General features: G+C 64.9%; 14 protein-coding genes and 2 pseudogenes. 8 read left to right on the top strand and 8 right to left on the bottom strand.

Going from position 1 to position 14,407, the window contains the following annotated elements:
• Window positions 1–12: 12 nt before the first annotated feature.
• The 3 genes from BF95_RS03125 to BF95_RS03115 are packed head-to-tail and all read right to left on the bottom strand — an operon-like array spanning window position 13 to window position 1,267.
• Complete coding sequence (locus BF95_RS03125) at window positions 13–576, bottom strand: RNA polymerase sigma factor (RefSeq protein ID WP_043149302.1); 564 nt, start codon at window positions 574–576, stop codon at window positions 13–15.
• Complete coding sequence (locus tag BF95_RS03120) at window positions 573–1,010, bottom strand: periplasmic heavy metal sensor (RefSeq protein ID WP_043149301.1); 438 nt, start codon at window positions 1,008–1,010, stop codon at window positions 573–575. Before BF95_RS03120 ends, BF95_RS03125 begins: the two co-directional genes overlap by 4 nt.
• Complete coding sequence (locus BF95_RS03115) at window positions 1,007–1,267, bottom strand: hypothetical protein (protein WP_043149300.1); 261 nt, start codon at window positions 1,265–1,267, stop codon at window positions 1,007–1,009. Before BF95_RS03115 ends, BF95_RS03120 begins: the two co-directional genes overlap by 4 nt.
• A 288-nt stretch (window positions 1,268–1,555) precedes the next feature.
• On the opposite strand from BF95_RS03115, the gene copC reads away from it, so the two are divergent.
• Both copC and copD read left to right on the top strand, forming a co-directional pair.
• Complete coding sequence (copC, locus tag BF95_RS03110; RefSeq protein WP_043149299.1) at window positions 1,556–1,936, top strand: copper homeostasis periplasmic binding protein CopC; 381 nt, start codon at window positions 1,556–1,558, stop codon at window positions 1,934–1,936.
• Between the two features lie 18 nt (window positions 1,937–1,954).
• On the top strand, window positions 1,955–2,791 hold the full coding sequence (gene copD, locus BF95_RS03105; RefSeq protein WP_051519830.1) for a copper homeostasis membrane protein CopD: 837 nt from the start codon (window positions 1,955–1,957) through the stop codon (window positions 2,789–2,791).
• 80 nt (window positions 2,792–2,871) lie between these two features.
• Here copD and BF95_RS03100 read toward each other — a convergent pair whose 3' ends face one another.
• The 4 genes and pseudogenes from BF95_RS03100 to BF95_RS03085 form a co-directional block, all read right to left on the bottom strand.
• Window positions 2,872–3,579 carry a cupin domain-containing protein gene (locus tag BF95_RS03100; protein WP_043149296.1) on the bottom strand — a complete coding sequence of 236 codons (708 nt, stop codon included), beginning with the start codon at window positions 3,577–3,579 and terminating at the stop codon, window positions 2,872–2,874.
• Between the two features lie 85 nt (window positions 3,580–3,664).
• Complete coding sequence (locus BF95_RS03095; protein ID WP_043149294.1) at window positions 3,665–4,741, bottom strand: ISAs1 family transposase; 1,077 nt, start codon at window positions 4,739–4,741, stop codon at window positions 3,665–3,667.
• A 304-nt stretch (window positions 4,742–5,045) separates the two neighbouring features.
• Window positions 5,046–7,558, bottom strand: a pseudogene (locus BF95_RS03090) (ABC transporter permease).
• The gene (locus BF95_RS03085) at window positions 7,555–8,256 is read right to left on the bottom strand and encodes an ABC transporter ATP-binding protein (RefSeq protein WP_043149293.1); all 702 of its coding nucleotides are present in this window, start codon (window positions 8,254–8,256) and stop codon (window positions 7,555–7,557) included. Before BF95_RS03085 ends, BF95_RS03090 begins: the two are co-directional and overlap by 4 nt.
• On the opposite strand from BF95_RS03085, the pseudogene BF95_RS03080 reads away from it, so the two are divergent.
• Both BF95_RS03080 and BF95_RS03075 read left to right on the top strand, forming a co-directional pair.
• Window positions 8,255–8,967, top strand: a pseudogene (locus BF95_RS03080) (arylesterase). The gene BF95_RS03085 and the pseudogene BF95_RS03080 overlap by 2 nt on opposite strands.
• Window positions 8,960–10,012 carry an oxidoreductase gene (locus tag BF95_RS03075; protein WP_043149292.1) on the top strand — a complete coding sequence of 351 codons (1,053 nt, stop codon included), beginning with the start codon at window positions 8,960–8,962 and terminating at the stop codon, window positions 10,010–10,012. The pseudogene BF95_RS03080 and the gene BF95_RS03075 overlap by 8 nt, the downstream one beginning before the upstream one ends.
• 30 nt (window positions 10,013–10,042) lie before the next feature.
• Here BF95_RS03075 and BF95_RS03070 read toward each other — a convergent pair whose 3' ends face one another.
• On the bottom strand, window positions 10,043–11,215 hold the full coding sequence (locus BF95_RS03070) for an FAS1-like dehydratase domain-containing protein (protein ID WP_043149291.1): 1,173 nt from the start codon (window positions 11,213–11,215) through the stop codon (window positions 10,043–10,045).
• 51 nt (window positions 11,216–11,266) lie between these two features.
• On the opposite strand from BF95_RS03070, the gene BF95_RS03065 reads away from it, so the two are divergent.
• From BF95_RS03065 to BF95_RS03050, 4 genes are all read left to right on the top strand, one after another.
• Window positions 11,267–11,953: a nuclear transport factor 2 family protein gene (locus BF95_RS03065; protein WP_235209537.1), complete on the top strand. Its 687-nt coding sequence runs from the start codon at window positions 11,267–11,269 to the stop codon at window positions 11,951–11,953.
• A gap of 13 nt (window positions 11,954–11,966) precedes the next feature.
• Complete coding sequence (locus BF95_RS03060) at window positions 11,967–12,848, top strand: SDR family NAD(P)-dependent oxidoreductase (RefSeq protein WP_043149290.1); 882 nt, start codon at window positions 11,967–11,969, stop codon at window positions 12,846–12,848.
• Entirely contained in the window at window positions 12,838–13,386 is a 549-nt protein-coding gene (locus BF95_RS03055) for a nuclear transport factor 2 family protein (RefSeq protein WP_043149289.1), read from the top strand. Before BF95_RS03060 ends, BF95_RS03055 begins: the two co-directional genes overlap by 11 nt.
• Before the next feature lie 435 nt (window positions 13,387–13,821).
• Window positions 13,822–14,407: nucleotide-binding protein (locus BF95_RS03050; protein ID WP_235209536.1), on the top strand; the 586-nt coding region annotated here is incomplete at its 3' end.

Here is a 14,407-nt window from a genome sequence, read left to right as displayed (position 1 = left end):
CTCCTTTCGCTCCTATTCCCCAAGCGCGGCCGACAATTTTGCGCGGGCGCGGTAGAGGCGGGTTTCTACGGCTTTTTCGCTCAAGCCCAAAAGCGCGGCGGTGTCCGCCTGGCTCATCGCTTCGATCGTGCGGAGCAGCAGGACGTCCTTGAGCGAGGCGGGCAGGGCGGCGATGGCGGCGTTGATACGGGCGAGTTCGCGCTGCGACTGTGCCGCCTGTTCCGGGTCCGGCGCGGCGTCGGCGATCTCGCCCGCTTCGTCGATGGGGCGGGCAAAGGCGAAGAAGCGCCGCACCGCGCGGCGACGGCCCCAGTCGCGGCATTTGTTGAGCGTGATCCGCGCGATCCAGGTGCGAAAGGGACGCGCGCCATCATAGCGGGCGAGCGCGGCGAAGGCGGCGACGAACACCTCCTGTGTGATGTCGAGCGCTTCGTTGGCATCGCCGACATGGCTGCGCGCGAGACGCCAAACAGCATCGCGATGCCGCCGCATCAACGCGGCATAGGCGTCCTGATGCCCGGCCAGCGCGCGCGCGGCCAGTGCCCGGTCATCAAGGTCGACGGGCGGCGATGTCACCGGGCGGGCTGGGTCAGCGCCTTGACGACGGCGGCGTCGAACTGCGCGGCCTGATCAGGACGCAAGACGGCGCGCATGGCGAAGATATGCTGGAGCGTTTCCTTTTGCAGCGCGCCCATGACATGATGGGTTTGATCCACGGCCGCGGCGACCTTTGGCCCATAGCCCTGTTCCGCGGCAATCGCGGCGGCGAGCCGTTCATTATCGGCGCGCATTTCCGCTTCCAGCGCTTCGCGACGCTTGGCGAAGGCGGCTTCGAGTTCGTGGATACGCTGTTCCTGTGCCGCATCGAGCGTCAGCCGCTGGTGCAGCAGGGCGTGAACTTCGCTTTCGACGCGCGGTTGCGGCGCGAGCCAGGTGCGCGCGACCAGCACGGCTGCTAGCGCCGCAGCAAAAGCCACCAGCGCAACCAGCAGATAGCGTTTGAGACTCATTGGCCGAGCAGGCGCGAGGGCGCATAATCCGACATGCCGATCGGTGCAGGCGCGGCCTGCGCCGGCGCGCCGGGCACGATGCTGCCCGCCCAGCCGATGCCGATGGCGAGCAAGCCTGCCAGCATCAGGCTGCGCCGTGCCGCGCCCTGCTCCCGGCGGCGGGCAACGCCCTGCATCACCGCATCGTCCAGGCCTTCAAGCCGGGCGTCGGTCGGCATGGCGCGCACTTGGCCCAGCCATTGATCGAGATCATTCATCGCACATACTCCATCCTCATCGCACCATACGCGCGGCGCGCGCCAATCCCTCACGATGCAGAGGCGAGAARAAATCATGCACCTTGGGCAAGGGGTGGGGCAAGTCCATGCGTAATGTTCCGTAGAGCTTGTCGCGATCGCGGTGGAAACCACACTCCGCCGTTCGCTTCGAGCGCAGTCGAGAAGCCGCCAGCGCTGCCCTTGCGTTTCTCGACTTCGCTCGAAACGAACGGACGTTGTTTCTATTCCGACCCGGCCCATTCGAACACCATCCAAGGAGTATAGTCCATGTCCCGTTTCCTGATCGCCGCCGCGGCCCTGTCGCTCGCCATCCTGCCGGGCGCGGCGCTGGCGCATAGCAAGCTGTTGTCGTCCAGCCCCGCCGCCAATGCGACCGTGGCGAAGCCGACCAAGCTGACGCTGACCTTTTCCGAAAAATTCCTGGCCCCGATGAGCGGCGTGGAGCTGGTGATGACCGGGATGCCGGGCATGGCCGATCATCCGCCGATGCCGATCAAGGGGTTCAAGACCGCGCTCGCGCCCGACGGCAAGACCATGGTCGTCACCCTGCCCCGCGCCCTGCCCGCCGGTGACTATGACCTTAAATGGCATATCGTGGGGGCCGACCAGCATAAGATGGAAGGCGGCTACAGCTTCAAGGTCAAGTAAGCCGTCATGGATGGGGGGATGTTGGTCTTTGCCCGGTTCGGCCTGATGGCCGACCTCACTTTGCTCATGGGCCTGCCATTGTTCTGGTGGGCGATGGGCATGGCGGGGAGCCGGGTTGTGCTGGTGGCGCTGGCGCTGGGCGGCATGGCGCTATCGGCGCTGTGGCTGCTGGCGAGCGGAGCGAGCATGACCGGCACCCCGATGCTGCCGCCCGATTGGGCGACGGCGGAAATCTTGCTGACGATGACGCCGATCGGGCCCGTGCTGGCGGTGCGGGCGGCGGCATTGCTGGCCGCGCTGGGGCTGGCCGTTGCGGGGCGCAACCGCCTGGTCCTGATCCCGGCGGCGGTTGCGGCGGCGACGATCGCCTGGACCGGCCATGCGGGCGCGACCGAGGCTATGGCGGGGACGATCCACCGCGCCGCCGATGTGGCGCATATCTGGGCGGCTTGCGGGTGGATCGGGGCGCTGGCGGCGTTGCTCCATGCGGTGACCGCGCGGCGGCCGAATGTCGATCGAGTCGCGGTGATGCTGGCTAAGTTTGCGCTGTTGGGGACTGTGTTCGTCGCGACTTTGGTCGTGACCGGGGTGGTCAACAGCCTGATGATCGTGGGGATTGCCGACCTGCCCGCCTTGGCGGGGCGCCGCTATGGCTGGCTGCTCGGCGCAAAGCTGCTGCTGTTTGCAGGAATGCTGGGGTTGGCCGCGCTCAATCGCTGGCGGCTGACGCCGACACTGGAGCGAGGAGACGGTGCGATCGGGGCATTGCGGCTGTCGCTGGCGGTCGAGACGAGTGCCGCGATTGCGATAATGGCGCTTGTGGCCCTGTTGGGGACGCTTGACCCGATGGGCTAAAACCGCCGTTCGTGTCGAGCGAAGACGAGACATGCGCGCGCGGGCTTCTCGACTTCGCTCGAAGCGAACGGGGTGTGGGGTTATGCCGGGCGGTAGATGGCGTAGATTTTCTTGACGTGGACCTGGCTGTCCCAGCTGCACGAGGCGCCCTGTTCGACCAGGAAGATGTCGCCTTTACCGAACGTGCCTTGTGCGCCCGCGCCGTCGATGAAGGTGACGCTGCCGTCGAGCAGATACATCAGCTCATAATGGCGGTAGGTCATCGGACGGCGATGATAGGGGGTCGAATCCCAGGTGCCGCAGACAAACTCGCCGTCGGCCGAACGATAGTCGGTGAAGTTGCGGCAGGAGGGCGTCGGCCCGACCAGCAATTCGGCCAGCGGCGCGCCGGACGGTTCGAGTGGGGCGCGGGTGTCGATCGGGACGATCTGGCCATCGGCCAAGGAACCTCCGGTGCGGCGCACGAACAGCAGGCGCGCACCCGAAGCCACGGTCCAGCCGAACGTCGCGCCTTCGCACAAGACGATGCTGTCGCCTTCGTTCAGCGTGCGCTGATCGATCTGCACCGTGCCGGATTCGACGATGATGAATTCATCGGCGGGCATGGCGTCTACCATGCCGCTGCCCTGCGTCAGGGCGATGAGGCCGATCGTCACCGGGCCTTCGGGCTGGGGGAGCAGCGCGCGGGCGGACAGGAAGGCATCGCCCTCCCCTGCCCCGACGCGCGCGTCCGTCGCCCAGGCGCGCAGATCGACGAAAGAGCGGGTCGCGGTTGCGGTTGTTGTCATGGTGGCTGTCCCTGAAAAAGCGCAAGCTGGCGTTGAAAACCGATCAGGACTGCATCCCACCTTCATCCTCCCCCTGAGGGCAGGGCTATCGCATATGACCAAGCATTGAGAGAAGGAATGCATCGTTCCAGCCCGCCCGTTTGATTTTGCCTTTGATTGATCCCTTGTCCGGGTGGGTTCTCAAGATGTTGAGCGCAAGTTTCCTGATTAGCGCGAGGTTTTGCGGGGCATAGTCCTTTCGGCTTCGCGCGGCGTCTTCCTCGAAGGCGACGTCGAGCACCCAGTGCAGTTGGTTTTCGATGGTCCAATGCGCGCGCGCGACTTCGATCAGCCGTTTGGCGGTCAAAGGTCGGGACAGAAGGAACCAGCGTTTGACCGGTGGCTCGTCCCGACCAGCGTTGCGGCGGCACGTTTCCACTTGCCCCACCGCCGCGATGCCGGGGAAGTCGAGGGCTTCGGCGGGCACCACGATCGCGTGTCGGATTTCCGTGCGATCATGGGCCGGGCCTGACCGGATCGTGACGATATCCGCCTGCTCGCCCCTTGCGATCAGCGCTTTGGCGCTGGCCAGCAGCTTTGGCCGGTTTTCCTTGATCGCCAGGGCATAGTCGGCACCGGTTGCGAGAATGGCCTGCGCCGTGTCGGGCCGGCAATGCAGGGCATCGGCGGTGACGATACAGCCGTCCAGACGCAACAGCGTCAACACCTCCAGCACGCCGGCGACTTCATTGCGACCGGGTGCCAGCCGCTGGCCAATGACCAGACGCTTCTCGGCTGCCCAGACATTGACGAGATGCAGCGGCGTCGCCTTGCGCCCACGTTCATACGCCCCGCGCAATGCCTTGCCATCAATCGCCACCACGCCTTCGAGGGCACCTGCGAATGCCGCCGTAAAGCGTGCAAACGCCGCCTCGAACGGTTCGGGATCGAGCAACCGGAAGACCCGGCTGAACGTGTCGTGGCTCGGTGGACCATGCTCCAGATCCACCACCTGACGCAGCAGGCCCAGCTTGGCACGGGCAAACTCCGCCATATCCGTACAATCTTCGGCACCGCACAGAACCGCCGCAAGCGCAACGAAGATCAGTTCGAGAAGATTGTGCCGCGCATTGCCCGCGCGCGGATCGTCAACCTCACCGAAATATGCCGAAAAATCATCCATCGGTCGCCTCCAACTATGGAGACCACCCAAGAATCCCATTCGATCAATCGTTCAAGCCCATATGCGATTCCCCTGCCCCTGAGGGGGAGGTGTCGGGCCGAAGGCCAGACGGAGGGGTGTCGCGCTATCGATAGGGCGACACCCCTCCGTCAGCACTTCGTGCTGCCACCTCCCCTTAAAGGGGTGGATGACTTGAGGGCGTGCAGTCTTAATCCACCCTATCTCTAGCCTGAGGTGGGCGGCAGGTTGCACCAAGCCCGCGTCACGGAACCGCGCTTGGTGCTGTTTGCGTGCAACCCGACGTTCAAAGCTGCCGCAGGGCGGTGGCCGGGCGCACCGACAGCAAGGGGATCGATCCCGCAAGGCCAATGCCAAGCGTCAGCAACGCGCCGCCGCCCAGCGTCGCGAGGACGACGAGCCAGTCGGGCGACCAGGTGAAATCGAAGATCTGGACGATGACGAACCAGGCCGCGCCCGACCCGAGCGCCAGTGCGACCAGCGCCAGCATCATGGCGAGCAGGCCATATTCGAGCGCCTGGCCGCCCAATATCTGCCAGCGGGTGGCTCCCAGCGTTTTCAATATCACGCTGTCATAGCTGCGCGCCTGGCGCGACGCCGCGATTGCGCCCACCAGCACCGCGATCCCGGCGAGGATCGCGACCGAGGCCGCCGCGACGATGGCGGATGACATTTGCGTCATGATCGCACCGACCTGCTCGATCACCTCGCCCACCGCGATCACCGACACGCCGGGGAAGGCGGCGAGCAGCGCGCGCGTGACCTGATTGTCCTGACGCGGGTCCATGGTGATGGTCGCGGCTAGGCTGTGCGGCGCGGCGGACACGGTGCCGGGCGAGAAGACCATGATATAGTTTAAGCCCATCGTCTCCCAATTGATCTTGCGCAGGGACGCGATGCGCGCGGTGATTTCCCGCCCCAACAGGCTGACGGTCAGCGTGTCGCCGACGCCGATGCCGAGCGTCTTGGCTGCCTCAACATCGAAGGAGACAAGCGGCGGCCCGGCATAATCGGGTGCCCACCATTGTCCCTCGGCCAGTTCGCTGCCTTCGGGCAGCGTCGTGCTGTAGGTGATGCCGCGCTCGCCGCGCAGGAACCAGGCGCCGTCGGGCAGTTCCTTCAAGTCCGTCACGCGCTGATTGCCATAGGCGACGATGGTGCCGCGCAGGGCGGGGACGATGTTGAACTGCGCGTCGGGGGCTTGGGCGCGCACGATCGTCTGGAAGCGGTCCCCCTCGCCTGATGGGATGTCGAGGACGAACTGGGCCGGTGCCGTCTTGGGCACGACGTTGCGGATTTCACTGTCGAGGCTGGTCTGAATACCCGCCAGCGTCACGAACAAGGTGAGCGCGAGGCCAAGCGCGACGATCAGCGCAGCGGTCTGTGCGCCGGGGCGGTGAAGATTGGCGAGCGCGAGGCGGAGCAAAGGCATGCGCGGGCGCGGCGCGCGCAGGGCGAGTTGGCGCACGCCCCAGCCGATGCCGAGTAGCAGGAGCAGGACCGCTGCGGTCGCGCCGAGAACAGCGGCGGAAAAGAGCGGATCGCGCGCGGTGCCGAGCGCCAGCGCCACCAACAGCGCGCCTGCCGCCGTCATCGCGATCAGGCTGCGCCGGTCGATGCCGTGCCGCGCATCGACCACGCCGCGAAAGAGAAGCGCGGCGGGCTGGGTCCGGGCGCGGGCGAGCGGCGGCAGGGTGAAGAGGAAGGCGATCAACAGGCCATAGGCGGCGCTGGTAACGAGCGGCAGGGGATGGAGTTGGAAACCGGGGCTGACCGGCAGCACATCGCCCGCCAGTGCGACAATGGCCGGCGGCAGAAGCGCGCCGACGATCAAGCCGCAGGCGATGCCGAGCAGCGCGACGCAGCCGATCTGGAGGAGATAGATGCGCGCAATGTCGGTCGAGGTCGCGCCCAGCACCTTGAAGGTCGCGATGCCGGGGCGCTTGAGCGCGAGATAGGAGGCGACGCCATTGCTGACGCCGATGCCCGCAATCACCAGCGCGGCGAGGCCGATCAGCGAGAGAAATTGGCCCATGCGGACGATGAAACGGCTGGCGCCGGGCGCGGCACGATCGCGGTCCTTATATTCCCATCCGGCCGAAGCGTAACGCTTTTCCAGATCCTCGCGCACCGCCTGCGCGTCGGTACCAGGGGCCAGGCGAAGGCGATATTTGCTGTCATAGAGGCTGCCGGGCTGGATCAGTCCGGTGCGGCGCAAGCTTCCAGCGAAACGATCGCCACTGGGCCGAGGGTGAAGCCTTCGCCCAGCCGGTCGGGTTCGTCGGCGATGATGTCCGCGATGGTGAAGGTGGCGGTGCCATAGACGAGGCGGTCGCCGGGCTTGACGCTCAATCGGTCGGCCAGCGCCGGGCCGATGAGGATGCGGTCGGGACCAAGCGGCGCGCGGTAGACGCCGCCTTGCAGGGCCAGCGTGCCATAGAGCGGATAGGCGCTGTCCACGCCCTTGAGTTCGGTCAGCACCGCCGCCGAGTCCGGCCGTTCGCCCCGCGCCATGGCGCGCAAACGGATGGTTTCACTCAAGCGACCGAGGCGACGGAAGGCGGCCTTGTCGCCCTCCCCCGCTTCGCGCTGGGTCATGGCGATTTCGACGTCACCGCCGAGCAGCCCCTGGCCGCGCTGGCTCAGTTCCTGCGTGATCGCCGACGTCAGGCTGCCGATCGCGGCCAGCGTCGCGACGCCCAGGAAGAGGCAGAGGAAGAGCAGGCGCAATCCCCGGAACCGGCCGAGCAGATCACGCCGGGCGATGCGCCAACTCGACGCCCAATCCAGCGCGCTCACGCGGCGCGATCCGAAACGATCCGGCCATCGCGCATTTCGATGATCCGGCCGCAGCGGTCGGCGAGCGCGGGATCATGGGTGATGATGACCAGCGTCGCGCCCGCCGCGCGTTGCCGCTCGAACAGCAGGTCCATGATGGTGACGCCGGTCGTTGCGTCGAGATTGCCGGTGGGTTCGTCGGCGAACAAGATGGTCGGGCGCGGCGCGACGGCGCGGGCGATGGCGACGCGCTGCTGCTCGCCGCCCGACAATTGCGAGGGATAATGATCGATCCGGTGGCCAAGCCCGACCGCGCGCAATTCGTCGGCAGCGCGCGCAAAGGCATCGGCCACGCCCGCCAGTTCGAGCGGCACGGCGACATTTTCCAGCGCGGTCATGGTCGGGAGCAGGTGGAAACTTTGCAGCACGATGCCGATGCGGCCACGCCGCGCGCGCGCCAGTTCATCCTCATCCAGCGCGCCGAAATCGACGCCGCCGATATGCACATCGCCGCCGCTCGCGCGTTCGAGGCCGCAAAGCACCGCCATCAGCGAGCTTTTGCCCGATCCCGATGCGCCCAGAATCGCGATGCTCTCGCCGCGCAGCAAGGTGAGGTCCACGCCCTTCAATATCTCGACCGGCGCGTCGCGCGTGCCAAGCGAGAGGGTGACATTCTGCGCGCGGATCGCGATAGTGGCGGGATCGATAGGCATATGCATGAAGAAGGAGCGCTCCTTGGCGGGCAGAATATCGCAATATGGGGCGTTGGCGCTGATTGTCCAACTGGCGAGCGGCTGTTCAGACAGCGCGCCGCCGCCGCCCCCGGTCGCCAACAGCGCGCAGGTGGCACCGGCCGCTGCGCCGGTAGCCGATGGCAAGCTGGTGGTGGCGTTCGGCGACAGCCTTTATGCGGGCTATAATCTGGACCAGGGCAAGGGGCTGGCCCCGATGCTGGAGCAGGCCTTGGCGGCTCGCGGCATGCAAGCGCAGGTGGTCAATGCGGGGGTGTCGGGCGATACCAGCGCGGCGGGGCTGGCGCGGCTGGCCTTCACGCTCGACGGGTTGGCGCGCAAGCCGGACCTGATGCTGGTGGGGCTTGGCGGCAACGACATGCTGCGTGGCCTCAGTCCGAAGACGACTCGGGACAATCTCGACGCGATCCTTGCCGAGTTGAAGAAGCGCGACATTCCGGTGCTGCTGACCGGGATGCTTGCCTCCCCCAATATGGGACCGGATTATGCCGCCGCCTTCAACCCGATCTTCCCGACGCTGGCGACGAAATATGACGCCACGCTCTATCCCTTCATGCTGGACGGGGTGATTGCGACCGGGCACTGCAATTGCCCGATGGCATTCATCCCAATGACAAGGGGGTGGAAGTGATCGTCGGCAAGCTGACGCCGATCGTCGAAGGGGCCTTGCGTGGCTGATGTGATCCGGGTCGGACTGGTCGGCTATGGTCTGGCGGGTCGCGTCTTTCATGCGCCGTTGTTGCGCGCTGTTCCGGCCATGCGGCTGACGACGATCAGCACGAGCCGGGTGGACGAGGTTGCGGCCTTGGACCCGGTCATTCGGTGCGTCGCAACCCCAGCCGAGATTTTCACCGACCCCGCCATCGACCTGGTGGTGATCGCGACGCCCAGCGCGACCCACGCCGATCTGGCGGCAGAGGCGTTGCGCGCTGGCAAGCATGTCGTGGTGGACAAGCCATTCGCGCTGTCGCTGCAACAGGCGCGCGAGCTGGCCTCCTTGGCAGGGGAATGCGGGAAATTGCTGGCGGTTTTCCACAATCGCCGGTTCGACAGCGATTTCCTGAGCATCCGCGCGGCCATTGCCGAAGGCGTGGTCGGGCGCATTACCCATTTCGAATCGCATTTCGACCGTTTCCGGCCGGACGTGCGCGATAGATGGCGGGAGGATGGATCGGCTGGGTCGGGCATATGGTTCGACCTGGGGCCACATCTGGTCGATCAGGCGCTGGCCCTGTTCGGACGACCCGATGGCGTGAGCGCCGACATTGCGGCCTTGCGGGACGGATCGCCATCGGACGACTGGGCGCATGTCGTGCTGCGCTATGCCGGGATGCGGGTCATATTGCATGCCAGCATGAGCGCGCCTGCAGGAGAGGCCGGCGGCAGCCCGCGCTTCCTCGTGCATGGGCAGGGTGGCACGTTGGTCAAGATGCGGCTCGACCAACAGGAAGCGCAGCTCGTAGCCGGTCTGCGCCCCGGCGATCCGGGCTGGGGTGCGGATGATGATCCGCTTGTCATCTTTGACAGGCAAGGTGGCAGGACCGCGCGGCCTGCGTTGGCGGGCTGTCAGCAGGATTATTATGCGCAGATGGCGGCGGCGATCCTGTCGGGCACGCCCCTTCCCGTAACGTTGGAAGATGCCGTTGCGGTACAGGAAGTGGTGGAGGCAGCACAGATTTCCGCACGAGACGGCAGGCAGGTGGCGCTACCGCTGACCAACTGACCCTCCCCTTGTCGGGGAGGGTCGATCCGATCAGCCAGGCTTTTTGGGCAATTCGACTTCGGCCTTGGCCGTCGCCAGCGTCACACCGGCCTGGTTCATCAGGCGACAATCGAGCTGCACCATATGGCGGCCTTCCTCATCGACGAACTTGTCGAGGATGGTGCCGGTCGTCACCGTAATGTCGCCGGTCAGCGCAGGCCCGCGATAATTGCAGGCGGAATGGCGCACCATGCCCCATTCGCCCGCCCAGCCCGCGAAATAGTCGGTGATCCACGCCCCCATCGACGCGCCATAGCCATAGCCGCGCGGCATGCCGATGAAGCGCGCCCAGCGCGGGAAGAGATGCCCGCGCGACGGGCCGAAATAGGCGCCGTCGGTAAATTCGGGATTGATCGCTTCCATCACCGGATCATTTTCATGCCCCGCCATTTCCTTGACGAAGCCCAAGGCTTCCATGTCGAGGTCGGTACGGCGATGGGTGCCACCCCATTGGGTGAAGGTATAGGCACGCCATTCGGTGGTGAAGGACACGATCGAGTGCGGGCCGATCACCCGTTCCGGCAAGGCGGTGCCGACTGCCACATCGTCCCACCAACGCCGGTCATGGCCCAGATCGTGCAGCATCTGAATCCATTCCATCTTGCGCGCTTCGAGCGATTCCAGATCCTCGTCGGTCCACACCGGATCATCGAAGCCATCGGTCGGCGCATTATCCTTGCCCGCTTCCTGATTGTAGCGGATCGTGGTCGACCGCTGCTTACAGATCAGGTCGCCAGCCTGGTTATAATAGAAATTGTCGCCGCGCTGGAAACAGGTGGGGCCAGCGAATTTGGTATCCTTGACCGTATAGTCGAACGGAATCCGCTCGTTCCAGATGCGGTCGCCGCCCTGCATGCGCGGACCATAGAACCACCATTCGTCACCACCGAACAGCAGATGGCTGTTGGGGATGCCGCCGACGCAGGCGGGTGCGGAGCCATGGCCGCAATCCATCGTCACGGCAAAGCTCTGCGGCGCGACCAGCCCGCCCCAACGGCTTTGCGCGGCATAGCCCGCATCATAATGGAGGCGGTTGGGATAGTGCATCGCCTGCACCCAGCGGCGGATATCGTTATTGGCGATCGGCTCCACCATGCGGGCGGGCTGGATCGGCTTGCCCAGATATTGGTCGATATCCGAACAATCTAGCGTCGGGCTGCTCACACTGTCTCTCCTGCTCATGATCCGCCCCTTCCTGAGCAGGGGCACGCCCCAATGATGCACGCGCAGGCAGCGATGGAAAACCGGCTTGGCCGACCGATGGCGGGGTTATCGCCGGGCCGATATCCGGGCGCGCTGCTGTCGAGCGGGTGCGAAGCCGTCCATATCGGGTCCATGGCAATTGCGGGAATGAGGGAGAATGGAGCCATGGCTGATGGCGAAGCCTGGCGGCCGCTGGCCGACCGGATGGCGATAAGTGACTGCCTGGCGCGGCTGGCCCGGGGCGAGGACCGGCGCGCTGCGGACCTGATCCGCACGAGCTTCTGGCCCGATGCGACGGTCGATTATGGCATTTTTGCGGGCGATTTCGACGCCTATCTCGCCTGGGTAGTGCCGGGGTCCGACGCGATCGCCGCGACCCAGCATATATTGGGACAAAGCCTGATTCAGATCGACGGCGATGTGGCGAAGATCGAAACCCATGTCAGCGCCTATCACCGGATCGATGCGGGCAAAGGCGCGCGCGATATGTGGCTTGGCGGACGCTATCTCGACGCGATGGCGCGACGGACGGGTGTCTGGCGGATCGCGAAACGGACCATGGTCTATGACTGGTTTCAGGATGCAGGCGCGGCCGCCGACTGGTCGCAAGGGTTGATGGGAATGCCATTCAGCGCGCCGCATTTTACTGGCCGGGTGGCAGGTGATTTCAGCGCCATATTTTTCGCGCAAGCCGATTGAGGACAGACAGGCGATGGGACAATTGACAGGCAAGGTGGCCGTGGTCACGGGCGCAAGCCGGGGGATCGGCAAAGGGATCGCGCTTGTGCTCGCCGAGCAAGGCGCGACCGTTTATGTGACCGGGCGCACGGTCGCACCCGGCGCGCATGACCTGCCCGGCACGGTCGGCGAGACGGCGGCGCAGTGCGATGCGCGTGGCGGGCGGGGCATAGCGGTCGCGGTCGATCATGGCGACGACGTGCAGGTGGCGGCGCTGTTCGAGAGGGTTGTGCAGGAACAGGGTCGGCTCGACATTCTCGTCAACAACGTCTTCGCCTTGCCCGAAGACCTGACCACCCCCCTGCCCTTCTGGGAAAAGCCGCTGTCCAATTGGCAGATGGTGGATGTGGGGGTCCGATCCAATTTCACCGCCGCGTGGCATGCGGCGAAGATCATGACGCCGCAGCGGTCGGGGTTGATCGTCGCGATTTCGGGCTATGTCGGCGTCACCTATACCTATGGCACGATATTCGGCACCGCCAAGTCGGCGGTCGACCGGATGGCGCGGGACATGGCGATCGAGCTGGAACCGCATGGCGTTGCCTCGCTCTCGCTCTGGCAAGGGCTGACCTTTACCGAGCGCGCCAACCGCAATCTTGCCGCCGACCCCGCCATGCAGGCGCGCACCGTGACCAACCCACTGGTCGGCTGCTCGCCCGAATTTCCGGGCCGCGTCGTCGCCGCGCTGGCGACCGATCCGGCGATCATGGCGCGGTCGGGCGGTACCTTCATTACCGCTGAGGTCGCGCAGGATTATGGCATTAGCGATATCGACGGGAAGACCATCCCCTCATTGCGCGCCGAGCGCGGCTCTCCGATCTGGCGGCCAATCGCGGAGGCTGGCCATGGACGTTGAGCGTATCGCGCGGCTCGATGCGTTGCTTGATCGTCAAGATATTGCCGACTGCATCGTCCGCTTCGCCCGCGGCATGGACCGGTTCGACCGGGCCTTGTTCCTGTCGGCCTTCCACCCCGATGCGATCATCGCCGCCGGGCCGTTCGTGGGTGGAGCCAAGGCGCTCTATGACTGGGCAACGGGGTTGCATGAAGCGGGGCAGGAGGCGACGCATCATAATCTGTTGAACCAGACGATCGATATCGACGGTGCCCAAGCCCATGTCGAAACCTATTATCTGTTCGTCGGGCGCAACCGCGATGCCAGCAATTGGGTTGCGGGCGGTCGCTATCTCGATCGGCTGGAAAAGCGGGCGGGCCACTGGAAGATCGCGCTGCGCACCAATATCATCGAATGGTCGGGACTGGTGCCGACCCTGCCCCTTCCTTTTGCCGACTGGCCCGGCATTGCGGCCAATGGCGTATCGGCCCGCGACGGCAGCGACCCTTCCTATCTGAGGCCGCTGGTCAATAACCGGCCTGTCCATGTCCCTGAATGACCGGTATCCAACGTGTTATCAACGCGGATGCATCGTGGTTTCGGAATCGCTTGGTCGTGCTATCGGATTGGATCAGACGTGGGATCGATTTCATCGGTCGTGCTGCGACTCGCGATGACGGTTGCGTTACAGGTGCGTGACGATGGCGCTAACTCTGCTAATCTCCGAATAAATCCCCTAAGCCGATTGACCGGCGAATGGGGGGCAGGTTTGCTATCCAGACCACACACAGCGCATGGATAGAGGTTGAAGGGCTATCAGGGGGCACTAGACCCTTTCGAAGCGTGCCATGGCCAAGGTTGTCGTTTGAGGCAATCGCAGTGCAGCAAGTGGCAATTCCCTGCGATCATCTGCTACGGTTTGACTTTGATGCAAAAATGGAGGCATTAAACGCCAACCATTTTCAACAGTCGTGATTCGGCGCTGAGGGGCATCATGTCGTTTACGGTCAACACATTGCGGAACGTCACCACCGCTTGCCAGCAAATGCGCGATCATATCAAGACGATCGTGTTTCGGCCGGACAATCACAAGACGCTCGATATCAGTTTTGGCCCGACCGTCGCCGCCGAACTGATCGGCCGGACACCCGAAGCGCTAGCCAAGGCAGAGGCCAAAGGGCGCCTGCCCCAGCCCAAGCAGCAGGCCAATGGCCGCCGCTACTATACGCTCGAAGACCTGACCCATATCCGCGAGGCATTGGGCATCCATGTCGGCAAGCAACCCGATGAGGATGCCGTCGTGCTGGCGGTGCAGAATTTCAAAGGCGGGGTCGGCAAAAGCACGATCACCAAGCATCTGGCCGATTATCTCGCCTTGCATGGCTATCGCGTGCTGGTGATCGATTGCGATCCGCAGGCGTCAACCACGACCATGTTCGACATTCAGCCCGAAACACTGATCGACGACGAACAGACTTTGGGCGCGTTCCTGTCGCCGCGCAGCACCTTTAGCGAGTTTTCGCAGACCATCCGCGACACCCCCGGCCGACGATCAAGATCGTACCATCGAGCCTGGCTTG

Source organism: Sphingobium sp. Ant17 (assembly GCF_000588875.1).
Taxonomy (GTDB): domain Bacteria; phylum Pseudomonadota; class Alphaproteobacteria; order Sphingomonadales; family Sphingomonadaceae; genus Sphingobium.
The sequence above is the reverse complement of the archived record's forward strand: the minus strand, read 5'-3'. Positions and strand labels throughout refer to the sequence as shown.

Coding starts and splice junctions, on each gene's coding strand:
- BF95_RS03120 (WP_043149301.1), bottom strand. CDS start 1,010: ATGAGTCTCAAACGCTATCTGCTGGTTGCGCTGGTGGCTTTTGCTGCG.
- BF95_RS03115 (WP_043149300.1), bottom strand. CDS start 1,267: ATGAATGATCTCGATCAATGGCTGGGCCAAGTGCGCGCCATGCCGACC.
- copC (WP_043149299.1), top strand. CDS start 1,556: ATGTCCCGTTTCCTGATCGCCGCCGCGGCCCTGTCGCTCGCCATCCTG.
- copD (WP_051519830.1), top strand. CDS start 1,955: ATGTTGGTCTTTGCCCGGTTCGGCCTGATGGCCGACCTCACTTTGCTC.
- BF95_RS03100 (WP_043149296.1), bottom strand. CDS start 3,579: ATGACAACAACCGCAACCGCGACCCGCTCTTTCGTCGATCTGCGCGCC.
- BF95_RS03095 (WP_043149294.1), bottom strand. CDS start 4,741: ATGGATGATTTTTCGGCATATTTCGGTGAGGTTGACGATCCGCGCGCG.
- BF95_RS03085 (WP_043149293.1), bottom strand. CDS start 8,256: ATGCATATGCCTATCGATCCCGCCACTATCGCGATCCGCGCGCAGAAT.
- BF95_RS03065 (WP_235209537.1), top strand. CDS start 11,267: ATGATGCACGCGCAGGCAGCGATGGAAAACCGGCTTGGCCGACCGATG.
- BF95_RS03060 (WP_043149290.1), top strand. CDS start 11,967: ATGGGACAATTGACAGGCAAGGTGGCCGTGGTCACGGGCGCAAGCCGG.
- BF95_RS03055 (WP_043149289.1), top strand. CDS start 12,838: ATGGACGTTGAGCGTATCGCGCGGCTCGATGCGTTGCTTGATCGTCAA.